This window comes from Pseudooctadecabacter sp., from assembly GCF_965657175.1.
Taxonomy (GTDB): domain Bacteria; phylum Pseudomonadota; class Alphaproteobacteria; order Rhodobacterales; family Rhodobacteraceae; genus Octadecabacter.
Map to the genome: position 1 here is coordinate 49913 of NZ_CBFHNH010000002.1, position 26394 is coordinate 76306.

Annotated in this window: 30 protein-coding genes; 15 read left to right on the top strand and 15 right to left on the bottom strand. The window is 58.8% G+C overall.

Annotated features, from left to right (window positions below):
• Nucleotides 1–78 precede the first annotated feature (78 nt).
• The 3 genes from ACTG36_RS03050 (at nt 79) to ACTG36_RS03060 (ending at nt 1358) form a co-directional block, all read left to right on the top strand.
• Complete coding sequence (locus tag ACTG36_RS03050; RefSeq protein ID WP_375281061.1) at nt 79–477, top strand: helix-turn-helix domain-containing protein; 399 nt, start codon at nt 79–81, stop codon at nt 475–477.
• Nucleotides 474–743, top strand: a complete 270-nt coding sequence (locus ACTG36_RS03055; protein WP_375281060.1) for a succinate dehydrogenase assembly factor 2 — start codon at nt 474–476, stop codon at nt 741–743. The genes ACTG36_RS03050 and ACTG36_RS03055 overlap by 4 nt, the downstream gene beginning before the upstream one ends.
• Before the next feature lie 99 nt (nt 744–842).
• Nucleotides 843–1358, top strand: a complete 516-nt coding sequence (locus ACTG36_RS03060) for a MarR family winged helix-turn-helix transcriptional regulator (RefSeq protein WP_375281059.1) — start codon at nt 843–845, stop codon at nt 1356–1358.
• Here ACTG36_RS03060 and ACTG36_RS03065 read toward each other — a convergent pair.
• From ACTG36_RS03065 to ACTG36_RS03085, 5 genes are all read right to left on the bottom strand, one after another.
• Entirely contained in the window at nt 1352–2080 is a 729-nt protein-coding gene (locus ACTG36_RS03065; protein WP_375281058.1) for a DUF1194 domain-containing protein, read from the bottom strand. The genes ACTG36_RS03060 and ACTG36_RS03065 overlap by 7 nt on opposite strands.
• Entirely contained in the window at nt 2077–2799 is a 723-nt protein-coding gene (locus ACTG36_RS03070) for a DUF1194 domain-containing protein (RefSeq protein WP_439141418.1), read from the bottom strand. The genes ACTG36_RS03065 and ACTG36_RS03070 overlap by 4 nt, the downstream gene beginning before the upstream one ends.
• Before the next feature lie 4 nt (nt 2800–2803).
• Nucleotides 2804–3238: a VOC family protein gene (locus tag ACTG36_RS03075; protein WP_439141420.1), complete on the bottom strand. Its 435-nt coding sequence runs from the start codon at nt 3236–3238 to the stop codon at nt 2804–2806.
• Nucleotides 3239–3339: 101 nt separating this feature from the next.
• The gene (locus ACTG36_RS03080; RefSeq protein ID WP_439141422.1) at nt 3340–4701 is read right to left on the bottom strand and encodes a hypothetical protein; all 1362 of its coding nucleotides are present in this window, start codon (nt 4699–4701) and stop codon (nt 3340–3342) included.
• A gap of 4 nt (nt 4702–4705) precedes the next feature.
• Nucleotides 4706–5881, bottom strand: coding sequence for a hypothetical protein (locus ACTG36_RS03085; RefSeq protein WP_375281054.1), 1176 nt, complete (start codon nt 5879–5881; stop codon nt 4706–4708).
• A 194-nt stretch (nt 5882–6075) separates the two neighbouring features.
• On the opposite strand from ACTG36_RS03085, the gene thyX reads away from it, so the two are divergent.
• Together thyX and ACTG36_RS03095 are read left to right on the top strand one after the other, a co-directional pair.
• Nucleotides 6076–6984: an FAD-dependent thymidylate synthase gene (thyX, locus tag ACTG36_RS03090; protein ID WP_439141424.1), complete on the top strand. Its 909-nt coding sequence runs from the start codon at nt 6076–6078 to the stop codon at nt 6982–6984.
• Entirely contained in the window at nt 6981–7841 is an 861-nt protein-coding gene (locus ACTG36_RS03095; RefSeq protein ID WP_375281052.1) for a hypothetical protein, read from the top strand. The genes thyX and ACTG36_RS03095 overlap by 4 nt, the downstream gene beginning before the upstream one ends.
• Nucleotides 7842–8080: 239 nt before the next feature.
• Here ACTG36_RS03095 and ACTG36_RS03100 read toward each other — a convergent pair whose 3' ends face one another.
• Entirely contained in the window at nt 8081–8287 is a 207-nt protein-coding gene (locus tag ACTG36_RS03100) for a cold-shock protein (RefSeq protein WP_085863253.1), read from the bottom strand.
• A 166-nt stretch (nt 8288–8453) separates the two neighbouring features.
• On the opposite strand from ACTG36_RS03100, the gene ACTG36_RS03105 reads away from it, so the two are divergent.
• Nucleotides 8454–8777, top strand: coding sequence for an arsenate reductase family protein (locus ACTG36_RS03105; protein ID WP_375281050.1), 324 nt, complete (start codon nt 8454–8456; stop codon nt 8775–8777).
• Complete coding sequence (locus ACTG36_RS03110) at nt 8777–9139, top strand: hypothetical protein (protein ID WP_375281049.1); 363 nt, start codon at nt 8777–8779, stop codon at nt 9137–9139. The genes ACTG36_RS03105 and ACTG36_RS03110 overlap by 1 nt, the downstream gene beginning before the upstream one ends.
• On the opposite strand, the gene ACTG36_RS03115 is transcribed toward ACTG36_RS03110, so the two are convergent.
• From ACTG36_RS03115 to ACTG36_RS03145, 7 genes are all read right to left on the bottom strand, one after another.
• On the bottom strand, nt 9136–9675 hold the full coding sequence (locus ACTG36_RS03115) for a DoxX family protein (protein ID WP_375281048.1): 540 nt from the start codon (nt 9673–9675) through the stop codon (nt 9136–9138). The genes ACTG36_RS03110 and ACTG36_RS03115 overlap by 4 nt on opposite strands.
• Before the next feature lie 12 nt (nt 9676–9687).
• Nucleotides 9688–10422, bottom strand: coding sequence for an HvfC/BufC N-terminal domain-containing protein (locus ACTG36_RS03120; RefSeq protein WP_375281047.1), 735 nt, complete (start codon nt 10420–10422; stop codon nt 9688–9690).
• Entirely contained in the window at nt 10419–11267 is an 849-nt protein-coding gene (bufB, locus tag ACTG36_RS03125; protein ID WP_375281046.1) for an MNIO family bufferin maturase, read from the bottom strand. The genes ACTG36_RS03120 and bufB overlap by 4 nt, the downstream gene beginning before the upstream one ends.
• 91 nt (nt 11268–11358) lie before the next feature.
• Nucleotides 11359–11661, bottom strand: a complete 303-nt coding sequence (locus ACTG36_RS03130) for a BufA1 family periplasmic bufferin-type metallophore (protein ID WP_375281045.1) — start codon at nt 11659–11661, stop codon at nt 11359–11361.
• 220 nt (nt 11662–11881) lie between these two features.
• A complete protein-coding gene (gene thrS, locus ACTG36_RS03135) occupies nt 11882–13828 on the bottom strand; it encodes a threonine--tRNA ligase (RefSeq protein WP_375281044.1) in 1947 nt (648 codons plus the stop codon).
• Nucleotides 13829–14051: 223 nt separating this feature from the next.
• Nucleotides 14052–14405 carry an MAPEG family protein gene (locus tag ACTG36_RS03140; RefSeq protein ID WP_375281043.1) on the bottom strand — a complete coding sequence of 118 codons (354 nt, stop codon included), beginning with the start codon at nt 14403–14405 and terminating at the stop codon, nt 14052–14054.
• A gap of 82 nt (nt 14406–14487) precedes the next feature.
• Nucleotides 14488–15231, bottom strand: a complete 744-nt coding sequence (locus ACTG36_RS03145; protein WP_375281042.1) for an ArsR/SmtB family transcription factor — start codon at nt 15229–15231, stop codon at nt 14488–14490.
• 105 nt (nt 15232–15336) lie between these two features.
• On the opposite strand from ACTG36_RS03145, the gene ACTG36_RS03150 reads away from it, so the two are divergent.
• The 4 genes from ACTG36_RS03150 to ACTG36_RS03165 all read left to right on the top strand — a co-directional run bounded on the left by ACTG36_RS03150 (nt 15337) and on the right by ACTG36_RS03165 (nt 19181).
• Nucleotides 15337–16074 (top strand): alpha/beta fold hydrolase, encoded by a 738-nt coding sequence (locus ACTG36_RS03150; RefSeq protein WP_375281041.1) that lies wholly within the window; start codon nt 15337–15339, stop codon nt 16072–16074.
• 121 nt (nt 16075–16195) lie between these two features.
• Nucleotides 16196–17539 (top strand): MFS transporter, encoded by a 1344-nt coding sequence (locus tag ACTG36_RS03155; RefSeq protein WP_439141430.1) that lies wholly within the window; start codon nt 16196–16198, stop codon nt 17537–17539.
• Nucleotides 17529–18389 (top strand): alpha/beta hydrolase, encoded by an 861-nt coding sequence (locus ACTG36_RS03160; RefSeq protein WP_439141432.1) that lies wholly within the window; start codon nt 17529–17531, stop codon nt 18387–18389. The genes ACTG36_RS03155 and ACTG36_RS03160 overlap by 11 nt, the downstream gene beginning before the upstream one ends.
• Before the next feature lie 81 nt (nt 18390–18470).
• Complete coding sequence (locus tag ACTG36_RS03165) at nt 18471–19181, top strand: alpha/beta fold hydrolase (protein WP_439141434.1); 711 nt, start codon at nt 18471–18473, stop codon at nt 19179–19181.
• Nucleotides 19182–19230: 49 nt separating this feature from the next.
• On the opposite strand, the gene phaZ is transcribed toward ACTG36_RS03165, so the two are convergent.
• Nucleotides 19231–20487: a polyhydroxyalkanoate depolymerase gene (gene phaZ, locus ACTG36_RS03170; RefSeq protein WP_375281038.1), complete on the bottom strand. Its 1257-nt coding sequence runs from the start codon at nt 20485–20487 to the stop codon at nt 19231–19233.
• A 155-nt stretch (nt 20488–20642) separates the two neighbouring features.
• Between phaZ and phaC the strand changes: the two genes are divergently transcribed.
• The 4 genes from phaC to ACTG36_RS03190 all read left to right on the top strand — a co-directional run bounded on the left by phaC (nt 20643) and on the right by ACTG36_RS03190 (nt 25118).
• A complete protein-coding gene (gene phaC, locus ACTG36_RS03175) occupies nt 20643–22448 on the top strand; it encodes a class I poly(R)-hydroxyalkanoic acid synthase (protein WP_375281037.1) in 1806 nt (601 codons plus the stop codon).
• A 212-nt stretch (nt 22449–22660) separates the two neighbouring features.
• A complete protein-coding gene (locus ACTG36_RS03180; protein WP_375281036.1) occupies nt 22661–23110 on the top strand; it encodes a phasin family protein in 450 nt (149 codons plus the stop codon).
• A 157-nt stretch (nt 23111–23267) separates the two neighbouring features.
• Nucleotides 23268–23807 carry a polyhydroxyalkanoate synthesis repressor PhaR gene (gene phaR / locus ACTG36_RS03185; protein WP_375281035.1) on the top strand — a complete coding sequence of 180 codons (540 nt, stop codon included), beginning with the start codon at nt 23268–23270 and terminating at the stop codon, nt 23805–23807.
• A gap of 348 nt (nt 23808–24155) precedes the next feature.
• The gene (locus tag ACTG36_RS03190; RefSeq protein WP_375281034.1) at nt 24156–25118 is read left to right on the top strand and encodes a LysR family transcriptional regulator; all 963 of its coding nucleotides are present in this window, start codon (nt 24156–24158) and stop codon (nt 25116–25118) included.
• Here ACTG36_RS03190 and ACTG36_RS03195 read toward each other — a convergent pair.
• On the bottom strand, nt 25115–26293 hold the full coding sequence (locus ACTG36_RS03195; RefSeq protein ID WP_375281033.1) for a DegT/DnrJ/EryC1/StrS family aminotransferase: 1179 nt from the start codon (nt 26291–26293) through the stop codon (nt 25115–25117). The two genes, ACTG36_RS03190 and ACTG36_RS03195, sit on opposite strands and share 4 nt — an antisense overlap.
• Nucleotides 26294–26394: the final 101 nt, after the last annotated feature.

The window sequence follows — 26394 nt, forward strand, 5'->3', positions numbered from 1 at the left end:
CCTCGGTGGTAAGCTGGCGATGAACCTGTCATATGGGGCGCAGATGCCTGTGGCAACCGATGTTGAAGGATAGAAATCATGGCGGATGACGGATTTGATGACCAAGATTGGTTCAGCGAAGACACGGCCACATTTGGCGACCGTTTGGCGGCGGCGCGCGGTGCCGCAGGACTGACCCAAAAGGCGCTGGCCCAACGGTTGGGCGTCAAGGCGGGCACTTTGCGCAACTGGGAAGACGACCTGAGTGAGCCGCGCGCCAACCGGCTGAGCATGCTGGGCGGTATTTTGGGCGTCTCCCTTGGTTGGTTGTTGACCGGTGAGGGCGAAGGGCTGGATGCGCCCGAGGACGACGCCGCGCAACCACCGGATGTGAGCGCGCTTTTGGCGGATTTGCGGGCCGTGCGCGTGCAGATGCAACAGACGAGCGAACGTCTGGCATTGTTGGAAAAACGACTGAAGGCATTGGGAAACACGTGACTGAAACGATCGACACCAAACGAAAACGGCTGCATATGCGGTCCATCCGGCGCGGGATCAAGGAAATGGACCTGATCCTGACCGCCTTTGCCACGGCTGAACTGGGCACGATGGATCAGGCTGATTTGGATGTGTATGACGCGCTGCTGTCAGAGAATGATCATGATTTATATCAATGGGTTAGCGGGATATCGGCCGAACCGGCCCACTACCGTGCGATCATGGAACGTATCCGTGCTGGCGCCGTCGGCGTAACGAAGCCTTAACCCTAACATCAAGTTTTCACTCCAAATTTTCGCATGATTTAACGGAATGTTTGCGCTTTGCGTGGCACTCGGGATTTGTAAATTGTGACGGAGATCGAGATGAGCCTACATTCGCTGCCCGACGTACATGGTCTGCCCAAAACGGGTGCCCAATCTGGATTCATGTCCGTGTATCTGGACGCCTTAACACTGGTCGAACGGCTGCACCGTCTGCTGCTTGACGTCATCAAAGATGAATTTGAAAGGGTGGGGGTGCTTGAGATCAACGCCGTGCAGGCGTTGCTTTTGTTCAACATCGGCGACAACGAAGTGACGGCGGGGGAGTTGAAGTCGCGCGGCTATTATCAGGGCAGCAACGTCAGCTACAACCTCAAGAAACTGGTTGAGATGGGGTATATGCACCACCAACGGTGTGAAATCGACCGGCGGTCGGTGCGTGTACGTTTGACGGAAAAGGGCCGTGCTGTGCGCGATGTGGTGTCGGACCTGTTTATTGGTCACGCCAATGGCCTGCAGGACAAGGGCGTCATTGATATGAACGGTCTTGATGAAATCGCCACTGCCCTGCGCCGGGTGGAACGCTATTGGACCGATCAGATCCGCTACATTTATTGAAGGGTGATGTCGCCCAGCACGATCGTGGCCAGTTCGCGCAAAAGTTTGCGGCGCATGGCCTCGGCGTAGGCGTCAAAGCTCAGCGCGGTTTCGACGAAGGCATCGGGGCCGCGCAGGACGTTGGTTTTGTAGTAGGCCGTCAGCTCGCCGATCTGCAGGTTGCGGTTGGTGGCGGTGACCGACCCATCGACCCCTATGACGAGGGCGTTGACGGTCACGCCTGGCGGCATGTTGGTCACATCCTGCGGCAGTTGCCCGGTGTTGCCTTTCCCATCGCCTGAAATGTCCAAGGTCCGCACCCAGCAGCTGTCTTGCTGGGCCAAAAGCGCAAAGCCCGTGCGCAATGCAGACCCGATGCCGGTGCTGGGCCCCATGTCGGCCCGTTGGGTCGTATTCAGGCGGGTTTGAACAAAGGCGATATCGGCGGGGGTGTTGATGTCTGTCCACGGCAGAACAAGGCGTTCATCGCCGGGTTCAGACCATTCGTAGACGGCCAGACGCACCGGCAGGCCGGGTTGCGCCAGCAAGGCGGCCGTCACGTCGGGATCACCCAAGGCGGTGGCGAGCCCGTCAAGTTGCAGCCGGTATTCACGCGAATCCACGGACCCCGACACATCAAGGCCAAGCGCCAACGCCTGACGACACAGGGGCTGTGCCGCAGCATGCAAGGCCACCAACGCCGCCACCACAGCCAAAGCGCGCGATATGACCGGCGCTTTCATCCGCCGCTTGCGGGGGGCTGGACCGGCACACCGCCGATCATGACCACGCCCAATTCGCGGATCAGTTTGACCTCCATCGCGCGGGCGAAATCATCGAACCCGTCCGCGATTTCAACAAAGGCGGTGGGGCCGTGGATGACATTGCGGGTGTAGTATTCAACCAGCCCCATGCGGCCTTCGCGCAAAATGGCATCTTCTGGCACTTCAACCACCAGCCCGTTCACGGTCACATCAGACAGGCCAAAGGCCGCAATGGCATCGCGGGCCTCAAACCCGTCGTTGTTCACCCCGTCGCCGGATATATCGATCGTCTGGGTGTCACAGACCGGCCCTTGGTCCAACAGCGCCACCGCGTGGCCGATGGCATAGCCAATCGCGGTGGGAAATTCGTAATAAAAACGGGGCTTTGTGGCGATATTTGCCGCCACCTGGTCCAAGGTGGCGGGGCTGTCGATCAGCACCCAATCTTGCATCATCCGTTGATGATGGCGGCCGGACCATTCGAACACAGTCAGCGCCACGGGCTGATCCGAGGCAAAAAACGCATCACGCACAGGCTGCGCCATAAGCGCTGTGGCCAAACCCTGCCGTTGCAACGCGTCTTCGTCCGCATCTACTGAATTGGACACGTCCATACCCAGCACCAGTGCCAAACGGCAGGCATCGGCGGTCTGTCCCCAGACCGCCAAGCCAAGCGCCAATAGGGCGGGGCGGACCATCAACCTACCAATGGCCGGTGTTTTCCATGCTGGCCCAAGGGTCTTGTTCGGGCAGAGCATCGCCCTTCTGCAGCAGCTCGATCGAGATGTTGTCAGGGCTGCGCACGAAGGCCATATGCCCGTCACGGGGGGGGCGGTTGATGGTCACGCCATTGTCCATAAGGTGCTGACAAAGATCATAAATATTGTCGCAAGTATAGGCGAGGTGCCCGAAATGACGGCTGTCAGACGGCAGCCCGTCATCACCATCCCAGTTGTAGGTCAGTTCAATATCATGGTGGCCATCGGCCTGTTCTGGCGGGCACATGAACACCAGCGTGAACCGGCCACCTTCGTTGTCCGTGCGGCGGCGTTCAACCATGCCGAGGAGTTTGTAAAAGGCGATGGATGCGTCGAGGTCTTTGACCCGAACCATAGTGTGCAGATATTCGAGGGGCATGTCGTCTCCGGTCTTGGTCGTTTGAGGAAAAGGGTAGGGCGACCGGCGGCCTGCGCCAGTGCCTAAAAGCTAGATCGCAAATCAAATCCGATTTGCACACCTTAGGTGTCAAACCGAGGCACCGATGAATCCGTCCGCCGCCCCGTGACATTGATCACCGGTTCAAAGCCGTAAAGGTCCACGTTCTGAAGCCCCAGATCGACCCGCAGGGTCGTGATTTTGTCGTCCCGTCCGGCAGGGTCAAAGACGGATGTTTCATAGACGCGGTATTGCTCGGTCCAGCTGGATTTCAGATCGAGGCCCCCACCGATATCGCCAAAATCATAGCTGACCCCAAGAGTGGCGGCCTGATAGGCAAGGTCCGTTCCGTCCGACGTGGCGACCGCCAGTTGACCGGTCAGGCCAAGGGATTGGTCGTTGTCAAACTCATGGGTCCACAGTGCGCGCACGGAATAGGTTGTCACGTCATCCGATCCGAAACGGTCGGTGTAGCGCAGGCTGGTCAGCACCGACAGGCGCGTGTCGTCCCCGAAAAACTGCTGCGCGCCGAAGGTCAGGTTCAGGTCTTGGCGCAGGGCCTCTCCGCCCGCCCAGTCGTGGCTGTAGGTCAGGCTGGCCGAAAAGGGCTGACCGGTGGACAGGGGTGTCCATTGGTGCAGGACGCCGATGGACAATTGCGCAAAGGACAGGCTGGCGCCGGTGACCTCGGGGGCGCTGTCTTGGGCCTCTTGCGACATGATGTAGGTGCGTCCAAAACCGCCGAATTCGATCGATGTGCGATACCCTTCGGCCTCTGCGATGCGGTAGCGTAAGTTGGCCTGCGCCGACAATTCGACGCCGGACAAGGGGCGTTGGTCGGCGGGCACGATCCATTCGATCTCGCCCAAGATGCCACCCAGATAAGCGAAGGTAATCGCCTCGTTCGAGTTGCCGGAATTGACGTTGTTGGAGGGTGCCACACCGAACCCCAGTTCGACAGCCAAGGGGTTGGCCTGCCGCACGCGGCGAAATGCGCCGATGGCCAAACGTTCGCGTCTGTCATCCGGGGCGATCTGGATGGCGCGCCGGATCCACAGTTGCGACCGGGTGTAAGCCTCATCTGCGGCCAAAAGATCGGCCATGGTGAAGGCGGCAGAAAACTTCTGCGCGTCGCTTTGGGCCGTCTGCCAAGCCAAACGGCCTGCATCGCGGGCCTCGGATGCGCGGCCCAAATCCATCAGGGCCTGCGCATGAAGAAGATGCACCGGCGACGCGGTCGGGTCGGCCTCAATCAAGACTGTGATAACCTCAAGCGCGGCCCCCGCCTGGCCTGCACGCAACAATTGCCGCGCAAAGTCGGGACCGTCCTCAACAGAAATACGCACAGGGCTGGTGTTGTCCGCCACTTGGGCGGCAGCAGGGATTGCACCCAATCCGGCACACAAGCCCACGGCCAGTGCGATACAAGACAACCGGCCCGTCATCGATTTATTCCGGGACAATGTCGCCTACAAAGACACCGATTTCGCGTGCGTCATAGTCCGTCGCAATGTCGAATTCCAATTCTTGATCGCTGACAATTTCCGCACCCGCAGGAACACCCGTGGCAGGCAAGAAATCGACCACGTTCTGGCGGTTGTTGATCTGGTCCTGCAGGATCTGGATTTCCACGTCGTCAAGCCCGCTGGAGACCCCTTCGGTGATCAGTTCGTTCACGACTTGCTCACCGGTGTCGGGATCAAGAATAGGCAGGCCTGTCAAAACATCAAAAACGGGGATTTCGGTGACGATCCGGTACCGCACCACCTGATAGCGGACCGTCTGGACATCCGCCGTGCCGGTGATGATCGAATAGCCGCCGATCTCCTCGCCGTTGGGGCCGCCAATCAGGCCTTCGTGGGTGCCGCTTGACCGGACGTTGCCGTCCCTCAGGAATGTGGTGGCCTGTCCGTCGGTCCAAGTGCCGTCTTCGGTGTCAAAGCTGACTTCGGCCAGCACGATGTTGGGAAGGTCACCCAAACCCGCAGCCCCCGCAGCGCCACCGCGTTCGCGGTTGAAAACGGTGCCGACGATATCGCCCTGCAATTCGCCGCTGGGGTCGAAATCCAATTCATCCAAAAGCAATTCTACGTCGCCATAGACGATCTCGATCCCCGACCGTTCGGAGAACGTTCGCGTGGCCGCATAGGTGCCACGATAAATATATTCGCCCGTCGTGCCGGGCAATTCAAAATCGCTGCGGGTGACATTGGCGCCCGAATTGCCGAACCCGATCCAGTCACGGCCCGCAGCTGCACTTGCTTCGAAATAATCGGTGCGGATAAAGACCGCAAAGTGCTGGATTTGGCCCGTCGTCGGCGTTTGGCGGCTGGCGTAAACGCGCGTCCCGTTGGGCAGGGTTTCGAAGAAATCATAACGCCCATCGGGGCCGTCGAAAGGCAGGTTGTTGATGACCAGCTCATTGTTGGCTTCATCATATTCGACTGCGTTCATCGTCAGGTTTGCCGCCGGATCGAAGGCAAACTTGCTGTCCACATCCGTATTGGGATCGCCGGGCGCGAGTTCTTCTGTATCGCCGTTAAATTCGACGGTCTGGAATGGGTTGGCCCCATCACAGGCCGCAAGAGCTGTGGTTGCGGCCAATACGGCGAAAAGTCTGCTCATGACGATTTGTCCCATTTGATCTGCGCGTTGCCGCGTCGTTGACCCATAGTCGCCATTTGCAAGGGTCAAGTCAACGCGCCGTGCGGCTTTATCCACACCTGATATGGCGGTTTTACGCCAGAGACGCCGTAGATATAGTGGGCCGCAAGCAACACCGCAGAATCATCCCGCACACGCACCATAAGGACAGACCCATGCCCATCACCCCAGACCAACAGGCCGAGATTGACGCCCTGCGCGCCCAGACCCGCCCCACCGTGCGCGCTGTGTCCGAAGGGATGGAGGCGCATCTGTACAAAGCGCGTGAGGTTCTCGACCACGGGTTCGTGCGGGTCATCGACTATATGGGCGACGACGCGGCGATCTGTCAGGCCGCGCGGGTGTCTTATGGCAAGGGCACCAAATCGGTGCAAAACGACGAAGGGTTGATCCGCTACCTGATGCGCCACTGGCATTCGACCCCGTTTGAGATGTGCGAAATCAAGCTGCATGTGAAACTGCCCGTCTTCGTGGCGCGCCAGTGGATCCGGCACCGCACGGCGAACGTGAACGAATATTCCGCCCGCTATTCGATCCTTGACCGTGAATTCTACATCCCCCGCGCAGAGGATCTGGCCGCGCAATCGGTGGTCAACAATCAGGGCCGCGGTGAGGCCCTGACGGGGGAGGAGGCCGAACGTGTGCTGCGGTATCTGAAAGACGACGCAGGCCGCGCCTATGACCATTATGAAGAGATGATCAGCGATGAGGGCCAACAGGGTCTGGCCCGTGAACTCGCCCGCATGAACCTGCCCGCCAACATCTACACCCAGTGGTACTGGAAGGTCGATCTGCACAACCTGTTCCACTTCCTGCGCCTGCGCGCGGACAAACACGCGCAATATGAGATCAGGGTCTACGCCGATGCGATTTGTGAAATGGTGAAGGACTGGGTGCCTGCGGCCTATGGCGCGTTCGAAGACTACCGCATGGGCGGGGCCACGTTGTCCGGTAAGGCACTGGACTGCCTGCGCAAAATGCTCGCCGGTGAAGAGGTCACGCAGGAGACGTCAGGGATGAGTAAAGGGGAATGGCGGGAGTTTATGGGGGTGGTTGAGGGGTGAAATTTGAACTGATTTATGAGGGTCGCTCCGCAGAGCTCAACGAGCTCGATTTTTACGATGCTGCTCAGGCGATGGTCGGTTTTCAACGATCGATTGCCTTAACAACGCATCTGGTCATAAACGGTTCGATCATTACACAGGCGCCAGCACTCAAAGGTGCCAGAGTGATTGCGCGTGCACCGGAAGCAGGCAGCTACAGGATCCCCGCTTACATTTTGGCGCTTTCTACTGGAGCCTATGCCCTTGGAACCGCGGAAACAGATACGCCTCTTGGGCATTTGGTTTATTCCGCCTACGATTACGCTGTTCAACGTACTCTGGGCTTCAATGTCGACTTTGAAAAGTCATTGGGCCAACAGTATGAAGATTTGAACGAGAGTGGCGATAATAGTTTTCCTACCCTTACTGAACCACAGTTGGAGTCGCTCAGCGAAAAGCTAGAACCTGCTCTGATTGAAATGCACCGACCAATAATTAAGTCCAGAACAGCAGACGTCGGCTTAATTAAGGCGTTCGGTACTCAAGAACCATTTGAAACGCCGCTTAACCGCGAGACTTATGATCGTCTGCTGCGGCAGGATAGAGACGCGGACATCTCAGACTTTTCAGCAAAAATCTCAAGTTACAATATCAACACCTTTAAGGGTCGCGCGTATCTTGACCAAGATAAACGTCCTATCCCATTTCAACTTGAAGATACGGCGCAAACCGCGAGTGCGGTTGCGAGGATCACTACCAGCTTGAGGGCCAACGCGAAGAATAGATTTTCAGAAGAGTCTGAAGTCATTCTATCCGGGTTTGCTAATCGAAGTCCCACAGGACGACTTAAGTCAATTTCTGTAGTCGATGTAGAGTGACCAGTACTTACCGTTGGTTTCCATAGGAAGAAGTGGGATAGGCTCTTTTAAGCATTAATCGAGGACAAAAGTGACTCATGGGAATGTCGCCAAACCTTTCCCCTGATCGTGCGCGTCGCGGGACGCCATATTCCCCCCATGACCACACAAACACAAACCACAGCGCACAACCCCCTGTACCCGCTGACACCTCAGCAGGTTCGGGCGTTGTTGGCGAAGATGATGGAGCGGAAAGCGGGTTAGACCGCTTTCAGGTTTCCTGCCATTTTGCGGCCGTCACGGCCCTCGATCAGGTCGAACTCGACCGGTTGATCGTCGGCCAGGCCGGTCATGCCCGACTGCTCCACCGCTGAAATATGTACGAAAATATCCGACCCGCCGTCCTCTGGCGCGATGAAGCCGTAGCCTTTGGTCGTGTTGAACCACTTAACGGTGCCTTTGGGCATGATCCGTCTCCTTCACTTGATCTTTGGCGCGGTCAGGGTCACATGACACGTACCGCGCGGTACTGACGTTAAGGTTAGGGCTGTGGCGTAAAAGGCAAATGACAAATCCGCGCAGGGGGCGTGAACGCAAGGCCCCACCCGTGCGGTGCTTAAATCGGAGGCAATCATGCGGTTCTTTGGTCTAAAAACATGCGATACCTGCCGCAAGGCATTGAAAGCACTGGACGGACAGGCGGTTGAAGTCATCGACGTGCGCGCCGATGGCGTCAGCGACGCGGACCGCGCGGCCATGGTGGCAGCCTTCGGTGAGACGGTGATCAACAAACGATCCACCACGTGGCGCGGCCTGTCCGAGGTTGAGCAATCTCTGGATCTGGATACGCTTCTCAAGAAACATCCGACCTTGCTGAAACGCCCTGTGATTGACCGCGATGGTGTCTGGCTGCAAGGGTGGACCGACGACACGAAACGTGAACTGGGGGTCAACTGATGCGCAATGCGGCAGGGGTTTTGGGGCTAATCGGCGGGCTGATCGGTATTTTTGTGGGGCTGTTCGGGTTTGCAGTGGTGGAGTTTTCCGCACAGGTGCCTGAGGCGCAGGCCCGTCTGTTCGACAATCCCGGTTTCGTGCAATTCGCGTCCTTCATCGCACCGCTGCTCTGCATTGCCGGCGGGGCCATGGCGAAATCCCGCGCCTTGTGGGGCGGGATCGCGATGATTTTGGGGGCAGGGGCGTTTTATGCGGCCTTCGGGTTCAACGTGGCCACGATGTTCCCCATCGGATTTGCGGGCTTGGGCGGTCTATTGGCGATCGCGGCGGGCAAACCCGATGAGGACAAAGCGCACTTCTAAGAGCTGCGGCTGCGGTTCAGGATGCGGTCCACAGACAGCGGCCCGGCCCCTTTGAGCACCAACGTCACCAGCAGCAACACCCAGAACGCGCGTTGATCAAGGATCGCACCGTTTGACAGGTTGTCGAACCAAGCGCCCAACGTCTCCGCATATTCAATCCCGCCGTGGCCGTACAGGTCTGTCAGCGATTGCACCACGACGAAGCCGATCATCGCGAGGGACGCCAGCCGCGTGAAAAGCCCGATCACGATCAGCAGGGGCAGGATGTATTCCGCCAAAGTGCCGCCCACCACGACCGCCCAGTGAAAGATCGACATCTGGCTGGTGTCATAGCCCACGGCCTCCATCGCTTTAGGGAAAATCTGCGCGTAGCCGCCCACACCGGGGGTGAAGGGCGTACCGTCCCATTTGGTCCCAGCGGAATTCCAGAAGTAAAACAACAAGGTGGCAGCAAAGACGAAGCGAGCCAGTGTGGGCAGGATCACACCGGCGGAGGCGTTCAGGGCGTGGGCGGTGCGGTCATAAAGGGCAATCATGGGGGTCTTCTTTCAAGTCTTGAGGGAGGTAATGGCGTTGCGGGCCAGCAAAAGCCCGAGGAGAGGGCCAAGGTCGAAGCCAGCCCCACCGTGGCGCAGGGCATGGCCCAGCGGCTCGGACGACATGAGGGCCTGTGCTACGGCGGCTTGCTGAGGTGTCAGGGCATCAACCGTGGGGTCGAATTCGGGGCGGGTGATCAGGGCTGCTTGCGCGCCTTGGGCAATGTCACCGCCGTGGGTGTTGGACCACCAGATGTCCCGCAGCGGATAGGTCGATGGGATGATCCAGACCGAAGGCGCAAAGGTGAACGTCACATGGGGCAGCGTATCGGGCGGCAGTTGGCCCAATGCGTCTGGGGCCACCGGCGTGGCATCTGCGGCGTGGTAGTTGTGACGCAGGGCCAATTCCAGCCGCGCCACATCAGGTAGATAGGGCACGGATTGGGCCGGACCGAAACCTGCCAAAAAGTCCGGCATATCTTCGCCGTAAAACATCATCAGCGGGGATTTTGGCGGATGCGCGCGCAGGTAAACCCCTGCCATGGCGCGGAAAAAATCGGTGCCGACCAGTTTGTGGACGACCGGAAAGGCGGCCTCAAGCGCGTCGGTCAGGCTGACGGCGACATTGTTGCGGTAAACGTCGAACCGCTTTGTCGCCTGCGCGCCGCCCGGATTGCGCAGGCCTTCGGGGGGGGGCTGTTGCGGGTCCAACAGGGCCGCGCGAAATTCGGATTGGGTGGTGATCATGCCGTGACCTGCAGGGCCACATCGGCGCGTTTGGTTTCCTCCACCAGAACCGACCATTCGGGAACATCGGTGTCCCATTCGATCAACAGCGGTTTCGGCCCGGATTTGGCCAGCGTGTAATCCAGCAGCGCCCAGACAGGGTCCACGACCTCGGCCCCGTGGCTGTCGATCAGCAAGGGCGCGCCGGTCTCATCCTCGTCCTCATCATGACCGCCGAGGTGAATTTCACCGACGTGATCAAGGGGGTAGTCATCAATGTAGCCTTGCGGCGAATAGCCAAGGTTCGTGGCGCTGACAAAGACGTTGTTCACGTCCAAAAGCAGGCCACAGCCTGTGCGGGCGGCGATTTCGGCCAGAAAGTCCGTCTCGGACATGTCGGATTCGGCAAAGGCGAGGTAGCTGGAGGGATTTTCCAGCAGCATTTGACGCCCGAGCGTCGCCTGTACCTGATCAATATGATCGGCGACCCGTTTTACCGTGGCCGCCGTATAGGGCAGGGGCAGCAGGTCATTGAGGAACGCACTGTCATGGGTCGACCACGCCAGATGTTCGGAAAAGCTGGCCGGTTGCAGCCAGTCGCACAGGGTTTTCAGACGGGCCAAATGGTCGGCATCCAGCGGGCCTTCGCCCCCGATGCTGAGGCCCACGCCATGGACCGAAAAGGCAAATTTTTCAGACAGGGCACGCAGTTGCGCCAAGGGGCGGCCGCCCATTCCCATGTAGTTTTCAGCGTGGATTTCCAGCCAGCCCACAGGCCCTGCATCGTCCATGATATCGCTGAAATGCTGGGCCTTGTATCCGACGCCCGGACGGTTTGGCAGGGTGGGTCGCGTGGCGTCAAACATGCTGAAGGCTCCTTATGGACTGACGCCCACCCTAATGCGGATGGGCGTCTTTGTTATGAAACACGAGGTTTATGAAACATTGGGACTGCGTTTATGCAGGGATGTCGCGATCAAGCTCTTCCAGCGAACCCATACGCTCAACACCGTCGGCGGCGTCGGTGATCGATGTGGTCTCACAAGTGCCTGCTGGAACGAACGTCCAGGCGTTGCCCTGATAGTCTACTGTGGATGTGCCGGCGCATGTCGTGCCGGGGCCTGCGGCGCAGTCGTTTTCACCGGCCAGCGATACGCCATAGCACTTTTCGTTGGACTGGGCGTGGGCCGAAGTGGACAGGCCTGCGATGGCTGTGGCGACAGACGCGGCAAGGGCGAGGGTTGTGGTTGTCTTGGACATGGTAGGTTTCCCATTTGGTTTGTTGCAGTGAAGCGCCTTGAGTGGCGACTGACCTACAGTAGGCTGACCATTCCTTAACAAGCTATTCACGGGGCCGTGCATCACACGTCCGTCAGATTTCGTCATCTGCAGCGCGGACCAAAGGCCCAAAAAACAAAGGCCCGGCCTGCGGCGGGTTAGCGCGCAGGCCGAGCCTGTAACATTACGATCACGCAGTTTGTTACAAAAGATCGGGCGGTGTGGCGGATTTTGCCAGCTCGTCCACGATCTCGGTCAGGGACGTTACAGAGGTCTGCTTTTCGCCAAGCCGCCGGACGGAGACTGTGCGTTCCTCAACCTCACGCCCGCCACAGGCGAGAATGATCGGCACCTTGCCCAGTGAATGTTCACGGACCTTGTAGTTGATCTTTTCGTTGCGGATATCCGCCTCGGCACGCACGCCTGCAGCCTTTAGCGCGGCCACGACCTCATGCACGTAGTCATCCGCGTCCGAGATGATCGAGGCCACGACGACCTGACGTGGGGCCAGCCAGAACGGCAGTTTGCCTGCGTGTTCTTCGATCAAGATGCCGATAAACCGCTCAAAACTGCCCAATGTCGCGCGGTGCAACATGACGGGGCGGTGCTTTTCACCGTCCGCGCCGATATAGGTCGCATCCAGCCGTTCGGGCAGCACGAAATCCACTTGGTGCGTGCCACACTGCCAGTCGCGGCCAATGGCGTCGGTCAGCACGAATTCCAGCTTGGGACCATAGAACGCGCCTTCGCCGGGGTTCAGCTCTGGTTCAATGCCAGCAGCACGGGTGGCTTGCAACAACGCGGCCTCGGCCTTGTCCCAGACTTCATCTGATCCGGCGCGGGTTTCGGGCCGGTCGGAGAATTTGACGCTGAAGTTTTCAAATCCGAGGTCTTTGTAGACCTCAGACAGGAATTTGATGAATTCTGCGGTCTCGGCCTCGATCTGTTCTTCGGTGCAGAAGATGTGCCCGTCGTCTTGGGTAAATCCGCGCACGCGCATGATGCCGTGCAGCGCGCCTGAGGGTTCATAGCGGTTGCACGACCCGAATTCCGCCATGCGCAAGGGCAGGTCACGGTAGGATTTGAGACCTTGGTTATAGACCTGCACGTGACAGGGGCAGTTCATGGGCTTTAGGGCGTTCACAGCCTTTTCGCGGGCGTGTTCCTCGTCCACTTCGACGATGAACATATTTTCTTGGTACTTCTCCCAATGGCCCGACGCCTCCCACAACTTACGGTCCACGACCTGCGGGGTGTTGACCTCAACGTAGCCGCCTGCGCGTTGCTTGCGACGCATATAGTCTTGCAGCTGAGTGTAGATCAGCCAGCCGTTGGGATGCCAAAAGACCTGTCCGGGGGCCTCTTCTTGCATGTGATAGAGGTCCATTTCACGGCCCAGCTTGCGGTGGTCGCGTTTGGCGGCTTCCTCAAGCATGTTCATATGGGCGCGCAGCTGTTCCTTGTTCTGGAAGGCCACACCATAGATGCGCTGCAACATGGCACGGTCGCTGTCGCCACGCCAATAGGCGCCCGCGATGGACATAAGTTTCCATGAATCGCCCGGCACCTGGCCTGTGTTTTGCAAATGGGGGCCACGGCACAGGTCCTGCCAGTCGCCATGCCAATACATGCGCAGGTCTTCGTTGCCAGGGATGCTTTCGATCAGTTCGACCTTATAGGGCTCACCACGGTCCTTATAATACTGGATCGCCTTTTCACGTTCCCAGACTTCGGTGCGCACGGCGTCGCGCTTGTTGATGATCTCTTTCATCTTCTTTTCGATGACGGCGAGGTCTTCGGGCGTGAACGGGTCCTTGCGGTCGAAATCATAGTACCAGCCGTTGTCGATCACGGGGCCGATGGTGACCTGTGTGTCCGGCCAGATTTCCTGCACCGCACGCGCCATGATGTGGGCGAGGTCGTGGCGGATCAGCTCAAGCGCCGGGCCCTCGTCCTTCATGGTGTTGATGGCGATGCTGGCATCGGCGTTGATCGGCCACTGCAGATCATAGTGTTCGCCATTCACGGTCGCGCTGATCGCCTTTTTGGCGAGGCTCGTCGCGATGGATGCTGCGACTTCTGCGGCTGTTACGCCCGCTTCATAGTCACGTGCGTTGCCGTCGGGAAATGTAAGGGAGATTTGGGCCATGTGCTCGGCTCCTCGTCAGTTTGACGCCTACGAAGCGTCCGGTTGCGGGTTATATCTAAAGCGCGTTGTCGCTGACCGAGTGGGGGCCGTCAACCCATCGCGGTGGCTGCGACAGGGCGGATTTGCATATTTTGGAACCAAAGAAGCGACGTGCTGCGCCCCCGTTTCTCTGGTTCTAAAATACCTCCGCCGGAGGCGCCCCACCCCTCATCAGGCGCGATCATCAGGCGGCAGCAAAGACGGCATAGGCCGTGATCAGGATGCAGACCCAGCCTGCGGTAAAGATTAACGGACGCAGGGGCATCGACGTGGTGCCGGTGATATAGCCCACCGCGTGGGCTATCCGCAGCCAGAAGAACGCAATCGCAGTCCAATAGGTGAGAGCAGTAAACCCGTCCATCCGGCCAACGATCAGCACCAAAACCGCAAAGGGGAGGGCCTGTTCCAGCAGGTTCATATGGGCGCGGTGGGCGCGCCCGATCCACGCGGGCATCAGATGCATGTTGTGAATGCGGGTGAACCCGTGGGGCGCATCATCCGGCAGATCGCCGTCTTTCAGGTTTGAAACACCGATCACCTGCGGGATCCATAGGCAGGCTGCAAAAATCATGAGGCAGGTGAGAATGCCGAGTTCTGTGGGAAATCCCTGAAGCTGCTCCTTACATCGCCGCCTTGAGAGGCGCGCCGGTTTCGAGGAAAGACTTGAGAGAGGCCGCCAAACGCGCCCAACCTTCGGCAAAGCCCTCTTGTCCGGGGGCCATGTCGTAGTGTTCAATCGTCAGCTTGCAGGTGTCGTCTTGGGCTTCAATCAAATAGACCATGTGGCTGGGCGGGGCGTCGGGGCCCATGAACAAAGGGTCAAAGGTCATGGCGATCTTTGATTTGGGGTCCAGCGCAGTCGTGACCTGACGCAGCATTGCCTCACCATTCGGAAAAATGAATGTTGTCGTTTCACCCACCGCCACATTGCCCTGCACGGTGTTGCAGGCAAAATGATAGCGCGCCATGTCATCGGCCTGGGTCAGTGCATCCCATAGGGCGTCTTGGGTGCAGCGGATAAAGGTTTGCATCATGAAATCGGGTTTTGACATTTTGGAATCCTTTTCGAGCTTTGCTTTCAGATCACTTAGCGCCTTGGCCTGAGGTTGGAGGAAAGGGGCCACCCAACGGTCCATCAGGTCCTGCAGGGGTCCTGCGTTCAGGTAGTGATGTTTGAACCGCCCCGACTTGCGCGAAATCACAAGGCCCGCGTCTTCAAGCAGCCGCAGGTGCTTCATCACGCCAAAGCGCGTCATCTCAAGGGTTGCCTCAAGTTCGGACAGGGTTTGGCCATCGGTGCGGCGCAGTGCATCCAGAAGCGCACGGCGGGTCGGGTCGGAGAGGGCTTTGAAGATCAGTTCCATGGGATCATTATAGGTGAGTATTTAGTCACGTGATAATAAGGTAACGTATTTTACCTCATCCCATCGCCGCGATATGCTGCGCGAAACATCAGGCGGGAGTTTGAAATGGCTGAAAGAATAGTGACCGACCAAGGGCGGGATATCGCCTATCACATGACACCCGGCACCGGCCCAACGGTGGTTTTTCTGGGTGGGCTCAAGTCGGATATGGAAGGCACGAAGGCCATTTTCCTTGAAAACTGGGCCAAGGCGCGGGGGCAGGCGTTCGTGCGATTCGACTATTCCGGCCACGGGATCAGCGGCGGTGAGTTCACCGACGGCGCCATCGGCGATTGGTTCGAAGACGCCTGTGCGGTGCTGGGCCGGATCGACGGACCGGTTGTCTTGGTGGGATCCTCCATGGGGGGGTGGATATCGCTTTTGGTGGCGCGCGCGATGCCGGACCGTGTGGCGGGGTTTGTGGGCATCGCGGCCGCACCGGATTTCACCGAAGACGGGTTCTGGGCCGGCTTTGATGACGTGATGCGCGCCAAACTAATGCGCGAAGGCCGTGTCGCTTTGCCATCGGACTACGGTGAGCCCTACATCATCACCAAGCGGCTGATCGAAGAGGGCCGCGACCGGCTGGTTTTGCGTGATCCGCTGAAACTGGCCTGCCCTGTGCGTCTGGTGATGGGCACGGCGGACACCTCTGTGCCGGTGGACTGGGGCACAAGACTGCTGGATCACTTGATCTGCGACGATGCGCGGCTGACCTTGGTGAAGGGCGCGGATCATTCCTTTTCGGCACCGGAGTGTTTGCCCGTGATCGAACGCGCCTTGGATGAGGTGCTGGCGGGCTAAAATTCATCGAATTTAAGCGCCGGACCAAAATTCGATGAATTTTGGTGTGACCCTACGTTTTGCTTTGGGCCTCAGCGCAGTTCTGTCTAGGGTTTGCCACAAGCTTTGGGAGGAGCAGTCAATGGCATTATCGATGGGACAAAAGGCCGGTTGGGGCCTTGCGGATATGGGCGTGGTCGTCTTCGTGGTGGTCAAACAGTTGTTGGTTTTTGCCTACCTGACCTCGGTTCTTGGAGTGCCGGTTGAGGTCGCGGGTTTGGCCACCACGGGCGTTTTGATCTTCGACATGATCACCGATCCCTTGGTGGGCTATTTCAGTGATCGCACCCACACCCGTTGGGGCCGCCGTGCGCCGTGGATGGTCAGCGGTGCCGTCGTGATGGTTGCGGGCATGGTCGGGCTGTTTTCCACGCCCGAGGGGCTGGTGGGGGTTGCGGCCCTGCCGTGGGTCTTGGGCTTTTTCATGTTGGCAACCTTGGGCTTTACCATGGTCGCCATTCCCTACGGTGCCATGGCTGGTGAGGTCACACAGGACCCCCGCGAAAGGTCCGCCATGACGGCATGGCGCATGGGATTTGCCAGTGTCGGCATTCTTGTCGGCGGCGCATTGATCCCCGGCATTGCTGCTGGTTCTGGCTACGGCACGGCGGCCTTGACGGTTAGCCCCCTCATTATCGGTGCGATTTGGCTGTCGGTCTTTGCCACCCGCCGTGCGCCGCGCATTGACACGCCGTCCTCTGTCAGTCCGGTGCGGATGCTGACACTGGTCTTTTCCAATAAGGCCTTTGTGATGCTGGCCGTTCTTTATGGCATCATGACCTTGGCCATTGCGCTGATCACAGCCGGTTTGCCTTTTGCCGCGATTTATCTGGTCAATGATACGGGCTACACGCCCTTGTCCGGGGCGGCAGCGGCGTTGACGGTTCTCAGCCTGATGTTTGCGGCCTTCACGGTCGGGTCAATCCTGAGCCAGGCGGGATGGGTCTATGCCTCGGCCAGATTAGGGAAGGTGGGCGCGCTGTTCGTGGGGCTGATGCTGTATGTTGCGCTGCTGTACGGGCTGTATGCCGTGTTGCCGTCGGTGAATGTGACCATCGTGGCGGGGATGTTCGTGTTGGCGGGGATGACCAACGGGTCCTACCAACAAATCCCTTGGGCGATTTACCCCGACCTGATGGATGTCACCCGCGCCCAAACGGGGGAGGCCATCGAGGGCGCGTTTTCCGCCATCTGGCTTTTCGGACAAAAGGCGGCCAACGCCTTGGCGCCTTTGGTCCTTGGCCTGATCCTCAGCACCTATGGCTGGGTTGAGACGACCCAAGGCCGCACCGAGCAAACGGCACAAGCACTGGACGCGCTCCATTGGGCGGTGACGCTGGTGCCTGCGGGCATTTTGGCGGTCTCCGCGATCCTGTTGCTGGCGCTCTATCAGCCCTTGGCGCGGAGGGTTCTTGATGCTGCCTGATCTGGGGCGTCTGGACGCGTGGTTGGAGGCGTGCGAGGCCAAGGCAGGCGGTGTGCGTCCGCGCTGCGGCAAACAGGTGGTCTGGGCGGGGCAGGCGGGTGTGAAAACGCCCCTCGCGATCGTCTATGTCCACGGCTTTTCCGCCACCGCAGCTGAGGTCCGGCCCCTACCGGACAGGGTGGCGCAGGCGCTTGGTGCGAACCTCTATTTTGCACGGCTGGCGGGCCACGGGCAGGACGGCGCCGCCATGGGCCGCGCACGGCTGCCCGATTGGGAAGCCGATGTGGCCGAAGCCTTGGCCATTGGCCGCATGCTGGGGGATGAGGTCATCGTCATAGGCTGTTCTACGGGCTGCACGCTGCTGACGCAGGCGGCTGCTCGGCCAGAGGACCTGAAGGGGATCGTCCATATCTCCCCCAATTTCGGGCTGCGTCATGTGATGGCGCAGATGCTTCTCCAACTCCCCGGCGTGCGCCGATGGGGGCATCTGGTGGCCGGTCGCACCCGCAGTTTTGACCCGATATCGGACGAACATGCGGCCCTTTGGACGGTGAAATATGACACGCAGGCTGTCTACACCATGGCAGATGCTGTGCGCGCCGCACTCGCAGCCCCGATTGAGGCCATCCGCACCCCCGCCTATTTTGCCTTCTGCGAGGACGATCAGGTGGTGCATCCGGCCAAAATACGGGCCGTGATGGCGCGTTGGGGCGGGCCGGTGACGACAGATGTGCTGCGCCGGGGGCCGGATGATGACGCCATGGGGCAGGTGATGGCCGGTGATGTGTTCAGCCCGGGCCAAACCGCACCCTTGGCAGACCGGATCATTGCTTGGGCGAAAGACCTCTAGAGGGTCCGAAAAGGGGTTGCGTCTGGGGTGTGGGCATGAACAATCGGCCCCACAGGCAACCCCGTGATCCGGAAGGCGAAGATGGCAGAACCCTTGGTTTTATTGCCCGGCATGATGTGCGATGCGCGCGTTTGGGCCACCCAACTGACGGTCTTGAGCTATGAACGCCCCGTGACGGTCGCGCCCGTGTGCACCGGCGACCGGATTGAGGAGATCGCATCCGGCCTGTTGTCTTCCTTGCCGACCAAGTTTGCGCTTTGTGGGCACGGGATGGGCGGGATCGTCGCGTTGGAGCTGATCCGCCGTGCGCCCGAACGGGTGATCCGTCTGGCTTTGATCGGCACCAACGCCCTCATGGACACCCCGCAAGAGGCCGCCGACCGCGAACCGCGCATGATTGGGGCCAAGGCGGGCCGTTTTGAACAGATGCTCGAGGCTGAATTGCTGCCGCGCTACGTGGGGCGGGGGCCGAGCCAACAGGCGGCGATGACTGAGCTGCAGGATATGGCGTTTTCGCTCGGGGCCGATATCTACGCGCGTCAGGAACCGGCGATGCAGCGCCGACGGGACCAGCAAGGAACGTTGCGCCGGATCACCCAGCCCACGTTGGTTTTGGCCGGGTCCGATGATCAGGTGGTGCCGCTGAAACGGCAGGAATTCATGGCAGAGCTGATCCCTTACGCCAAATTGGGCGTTCTGGATGGGGTGGGCCACATGGCCATGCTGGAAGACCCCGAAGGCGTGACCGAAGCGCTGTACGAATGGATGCGTCAGCCGCTGGTTTTGCGGTAAGGCGGCCAAAATTCGGGAATTTTGGCGCGGGTCCTAAAATTCCCGAATTTTAGGATTTGCCCTTCTTTTTGGGCGCGCTTGCATTTGCGTCGATGAAATCCAGCACCAAGGGGCGGATGTTGTTGCGCCAGCTTTTGCCTGCAAAGATGCCGTAGTGACCGGCCCCAGGTTCCAGATGTGCGGCCTTTTTGCTGTCGTCCAGCCCTGTCAACAAATCCAACGCTGCCAGACATTGTCCAGGCGCGGAGATATCATCCTTCTCGCCCTCTACGATCTTGACGGCCACGTTTGTGATCTTGCCAAAATCGACAGCTCGCCCATCCACTACAAATTCGTTCTTCGCAATTTCGCGGTTTTTGAAAATACGCTCCACGGTCGACAGATAGAACTCCGCCGTCATGTCCATGACGGCCAGATATTCATCATAGAAGATGTTGTGCTTGTCGTGATCCGATGCCTCACCCTTTGCCACGGCCATGATCTGGTTCTGGAAGGCCTTGGCGTGGGTTTCGCCGTTCATTGAGATGAAGGACGCCAGCTGTAACAGGCCCGGATAGACCAAGCGGCCCACGCCGTCGTATTTGAAGCCAACCCGCTGGATCATGGTTTCTTCCAGCTGACCCATGGTGACCGAATGGCCGAAATCCGTGACTTCGGTGGGGGCGGCGTTTGGATCAACCGGCCCGCCAATCAACGTCAGCGATCGCGGCTGCGCTTCGGGGTCTTCGTCGGCCAGATAGGCCGTGGCGGCCAGGGTCAGCGGCACAGGCTGGCACACAGCGATGACGTGGGTGTCTGGCCCCAAAATGCGCATGAAATCAGCTAGATAAAGGGTGTAATCCTCAACATCGAACTTGCCGGCGCTGACAGGAATGTCGCGGGCGTTGTGCCAGTCCGTGATATAGACTTCGCAATCGGGCAGCAGAGAGATCACAGTCTTGCGCAGCAACGTTGCGTAGTGGCCGGACATGGGCGCCACCAGCAGCACCTTGCGTTTGCGGGTATGGCGGCCCGCAATGCGGAAATGGATCAGATCGCCAAAGGGTTTTTCCACCATCTTGCGGGTCGACACGATGTGATCACGCCCGTCTTCGGCGGTGAAGTTGTCGATGTTCCAGTCGGGCTTGGCCACCATGCGCGCAAAGCTGCGTTCGGTCACTTCACCCCAGGCGCGCATCATTTCCATGGCCGGATTGGGCCAGAGCGCGAAAACAGGGTAGGACGACATGGCCCGCGCGGACGCGCCCAGCCATTCGTTGGTGTTGCGCATGGTTTCCATCAGATCGTAGGTGGCCATATAACGCATGAGAAGCCTCACTTTCGTTGGCGGTATGGGCGGGCCGCATATCGGCCTGACGCTCCGCACATTGGTCGCAGGGACCATTGTGGGTTATACTGTTAGACAACCGCGCAATGCTGCGCTTGCACAATACACCTGAATCTCCGAAGGGCAACTGCGATATGACTAAAGATGGATCGAACGCGCCTGGTGACGACGCCACCAAAGCGGCCCTTCCGGCCCTTGAACACAACATGGAACGCATTCAGGAATTGACCCAACGGTTGATGACAGTGATGTCGTCCAAACGGTCCGTGCCGCAGGATTTGCAGGGCCCCAGCCCCGATCTTTATGCCAAAGCGGGGGCCGCCTATTGGCAAGATGTGATGCAGCATCCCTCCAAATTGATCGAACAGCAGGTCGGCTATTGGGGCGCGACGTTGCAGCATTTCGTCGATGCCCAGCAGGCCTTGGCGCAGGGCAAATTGCAGGCGCCCGAGGATCCGACCCCGACGGACAAACGGTTCACCAACCCGCTGTGGCAGACCCATCCCTATTTCAACTTCCTCAAACAGCAGTACATGCTGAACGCGCAGGCGGTCGAAAAAACACTGGGCGACATCGACGGGCTTGAGCCTGCGGACAAACGCCGGTTGGAATATTTCAGCAGCCAGATCATCGACATGCTGTCGCCCAGCAACTTTTTGGCGACCAACCCCGACGCCTTGACCAAAGCGGTCGAAACCGAAGGGGAGAGCCTTGTGCGCGGTCTTGAAAACATGATCGCCGATCTGGAGGCCAACGACGGCGAACTGGTCGTGTCACTGGCGGACAAGTCGGCCTTCAAGGTGGGCGAAAACCTTGCCACCACACCGGGGGAGGTCGTTTTTCGCAACCATCTGTTTGAATTGATCCAATACGCGCCCACGACCGAAAAGGTCCACGCGACGCCGCTCATCATTTTCCCACCCTGGATCAACAAATTCTACATTCTTGATCTTAAAGAGCAGAATTCGCTGATCAAATGGATCGTCGATCAGGGCTACACCCTGTTCGTGGTCAGTTGGGTCAACGCCGATGCCACCTACCGCGATGTAGGCATGTCCGATTACGTGGAGGACGGATATATCACCGCCCTTGAGGCCGTGCGTGACATTTGCGGCGTCAAAAAGGTGAACGCCGTGGGCTATTGCATCGCGGGCACGACGTTGTCGCTGACGTTGTCGGTTCTTAAGCAGCGGGGCCTCGACTACGTCAATTCCGCCACCTTCTTTACCACTCTCACCGATTTTTCGGACCGTGGTGAGGTCGGCGTTTTCCTTGAGGAGGATTTCGTCGACGGGATTGAAGCGGAAGTCATGCGCGACGGCTACCTCGACAGTTTTTATATGTCGCGGACCTTCAGCTACCTGCGCTCCCGTGATCTGATCTATCAGCCCGCCATCCGCAATTACATGATGGGGGAGGCACCGCCTGCGTTTGATCTGCTTTATTGGAACGGCGACGGCACCAATCTGCCTGGCAAAATGGCGGTCGAATACCTGCGGGGGCTGTGTCAGGACGACTCGTTCGCGGGCGGCCACGGGTTTGAGGTCGCGGGCTGTCTGGCGCAAATTGGCGACGTTGACGTGCCGCTCTGCGCCATCGCCTGTGAGACCGATCACATCGCCGCGTGGAAATCCTCCTACCGTGGTGTTCAGAAGATGGGATCGAAGGACAAGACGTTCATCCTGTCCGGATCGGGCCATATTGCGGGCATCGTCAACCCGCCGTCAAAAAACAAATACGGTCACTGGACCAACGACGATTTGTCGCTGACGCCCGAAGACTGGCAGGCGACGGCCACACAACATGACGGGTCGTGGTGGCCCATGTGGGACAGCTGGCTGTCCAAGAAATCCGGTAAAAAGGTCGCGGCCCGCACACCGGGGTCGGAGAAATTCAAACCCATCGCACCAGCGCCCGGACGGTATGTACTACCCGCATAGGTGGTGCGACATTTTCGCAATGCGCACCTTTTGAGGCCCGAAAATAAGGGGTTTGGATCGATTCCACCCTTCTTTTCAATCGGTTGACCTAGGTGCGGGCTTTTTATGCTGCAGTGCGGAAAAAAACTTGAAATGCCGCGCTGCAGCATTTAGATAGGTTGCAGTTGCAGAAACACCGGGATGATCCGGTAGAATTTTTAAGGAGCTATCCAATGGCTGCTAAGACACAAGACTTCACCGCCGTTATGAAAGACATGATGGGCGCATTCCCCGTGGACACAAAAGCAATGGAAGACGCGTACAAAACGCAGGCGACATTGACCGAAAAGCTGTCCTCCGTGACCATCGACGCCGCTCAGAAATCCACTGAGCTGTCCGCGAAATGGGCACAAGACACATTGTCCAAAATGACAGACCTGTCCAAAGCCAAATCCGAGCCTGCTGACTACGCCAAGTCGATGACAGACTTCGCATCCGCATCCGCCGAAGCTGCAGCCGAGCACATGGCCGCCTTCGCTGAGATCGCCAAGAAAGTTCAGACAGAAACACTCGAACTGATGATGGCCGCTGGCAAAGACATGTCCGAGGACATGTCCGCTGCTGCGAAAAAAGCGACCAACGACATGACAGCCGCTGCCAAGAAAGCTGCGACTGCGAAGTAAACAGACGCCGGGCGCTTTCCTCCTCCCTAATTGGCGCCGACGTTTAATAGGCCCCGCTGCTCCTCCCGGCAGCGGGGCCTTGTTTTTTGTGGCTTTCTTTTCGCTGCGGCGCGGCCTAGGCTTCTCTGCACTGCAACACCGCTTGGGAGGGCGCCCGTTGGCCAAGACATCACAACCCCTGCTTATCAAACGCTACGCGAGCCGTAGGCTCTATAATACCGAAACCAGCGACTATGTGACGTTGGAAGATATTGCGACGTTTATCCGCGAGGGGCGGGAAGTTCAGATTGTTGATCTGAAATCCGGGGATGACCTGACGCGGCAGTATCTTTTGCAGATCATCGCAGAACACGAAAGCCGTGGCGAAAGCGTGCTTCCGGTGGATGTTTTGACCGATCTGGTGCGGTCTTACACGTCACAGTCTATGTCCGTGGTGCCGCAGTTTCTGGCACAATCCTTTGAGATGCTGCAAAACGGCCAGTCCAAGATGATGGAAAATATGGGCGGGATGAACCCGCTGGCCCAAATGCCAGGATTTGAGGCTATGCGCGCCCAACAAGAGGCCTTCATGAAGGCCATGACCGGCGGGATGATGCCCAAGACCGACGAGTCCAAATCAACCGGTGGTGAGGATCTGGCCGACATCAAAGCGGAACTGGCGTCTTTGCAGGAAAAACTGTCGAAGTTGGGCAAATAACAAAATTAGCTAATTTTGTTAGGACGCAAAGGCATGGCCTGACTATTGGTCAGACGAGCACTTCGACCCGATCCGGGTCACAGACAATAACCACATGGTGTTTGGTCCGGATCATTTGAAACCCACGGCGCCGCACCTCGCGCATTAAGACGGACATGCCGACCTCCCGTTCAACGTCAAATATCTGACGTTTGATGACTCCACCGGTCTGCGCGGCGCGGCATTGAAATATTTGCGACAGCCAATCCTGTCGCATGTGAGGCGGGCGGTATGCGAATCTTTCGTACATCATCCCTTATGCTTGCTGCGCGGTGGTTAATTGCGCATTAACGGTGCAGAGGTCGCCCTATGTCACACTCCGCCGGACGCATCACCCTTTGGAATATTGAGGTCTTTGTGGCCACAGCGCAGGAGGCGTCGATTTCTGGCGCGGCCAAGCGGCTGTCGACATCGGCCGCGACGGTGTCCCAGCAGCTCACGTCTTTGGAAGGGGCCATCGGCACCGCATTGTTGAACCGCTCTGCCCGGCCTGTCACCCCGACACCGGCGGGTGAGATGTTCTTGCGTCGGGCCAATGCCATCCTCAACGAGGCCGAACAGGCGCGATCCGAAATCGCCCTCGCCGATCTCAGCCGCTTGATGCGTTTGCGTTTGGGGATGATTGAGGATTTTGACGCGGATGTGACGCCCCGCTTTCTGAGCGGGATGGGCGAAGACCTCAAGACCTGCCAATTCCTGTTGGAAACCGGCGCGTCGCACCGGTTGCATGATCTGCTGGAGGCCCGCAGCCTCGACGTGATCGTGGCCAGTGACATCGGGGCCGCCGCCGATTGGATGGAGGTCCATCCTTTGATGGAGGAGCCTTTCGTCGCCGCAGTCCCCAAAGGGGCGTTAACCGGTGGTGATATCGCGCGACAACTGCGGCGGATGCCCTTCGTACACTACACCACACGGCACCACATGGGGCGGGTCATCGCGGATCATCTGGCGCGCCAGAACGTCAACCTGACGGGGCGTTTCGAAATGGACAGCTATCATGCGATCATGGCGATGGTTGCTGCCGGGGCGGGGTGGTCGATCCTGACGCCTTTGGGCTGGCTGCACACCCAACGGTTCCGCCAACAGGTCGATCTGGTGGAATTGCCGCTTGAGCCGTTCTCACGCCGGATATCACTGACTGCACGTCGTGGTGTCTTGGGGGAGATGCCGAGCCAGATGGCCGCCCAGCTGCGCACGGTCCTGACCGACCGTGTCGTTGGTCCCGCCGTGGACCAAACGCCATGGCTGCGTGATGTGATGAAGCTGCTTTAAGCCGCGTGCTGCGCTGTGGCTTCGGACGCTGCCGTGAGGATGATGTCCGCGATGATGTCACAGTCTTTTAGTGACAATCGGGCGGGCAGGCGCACATCGCAGGCGCGCATCAGCATGGCACGGGTCTGTGGCAGATCAGGCGCATCCCCTAGGAACTGCCAGTTCCAGAAAGCGCGCGCATTGTCCGTGCTTTGCCCGAAAATCTGCGCCTTCAGGCCTTTGGCGGCGCAGGCACTGGCAAAGGCGCGGGTTTGGGTGTCGGTCATACCCACCAGATTGAACTGGATCGAATCCGGCGCGCGCGCCTCGGCGGGCAGGGCTGGTGGGACAATGAGGTTGGGGGATGCGTTCAGGCGGGCGGCCACATGATCGTGGTTGCGGCGCCCATCTCGCACGCGGCGGTCCAATTCGGGCAATTGCGGGCGGATGATGGCCCCAGACAGGTTTGACAGCCGCAAATTATAGAGAGGGAGTTTGTTTTGATGCCTTGCCATCACATCAGCGGGCACGGCGTGTTTCATCCATGTGTGTTCATAGGCACCCGACATGATGATGGCGCGGGCCACAAGATCGGCATCATCGGTGACCAATATGCCGCCTTCGCCGGCGTTGATCATCTTGTAGCTTTGAAAGCTGAAACACCCGATCTTGCCGATGGTCCCGATTTTACGGTCGTTCCATGTGGTGCCAACTGAATGGGCCGCGTCTTCGATCACAGGGACGCCGGCCGCGTCACACAGCGCCATGATCGCATCCATATCCGACGTATGGCCGCGCATATGGCTGATGATAACAGCTTCGGCGCTTGGGAGTTTGGCTGCGAAATCTTTGAGATCGAGGCGGTAATTCGCCCCGCATTCAACCAAGATCGGGACACAATCTGCATGCACAACAGCGCTGGGCACTGCGGCAAAGGTGAATGCGGGGATTAAAACGCGGGCGTTAACAGGGAGAGCCAGCGCTTTAAGGGACAAAAACAAAGCAGCCGAACAGGACGACACGGCGAGGGCGTATGTGCTGCCCATCAGCGCCGCAAAATCGCGTTCCAACAAGGCCACCGGAGCGTTTTCGGGGGCCGTGTAGCGAAAGAGGTCACCGGTCGCCAAAAGACGTGTGACCTCAGCCAAGGCGGCGTCGGGTATGGGTTCAGAAGCTGTGACGTCAGGACATGTCATTTCAGAATACCTAAAGTTTGATTTCATGTAATCTAACATCAGGTTTGTGACAAGCCAGTGACTGTCGCGCAGGCTGCGGGGGGGGAATTTGAGTTTTTTTG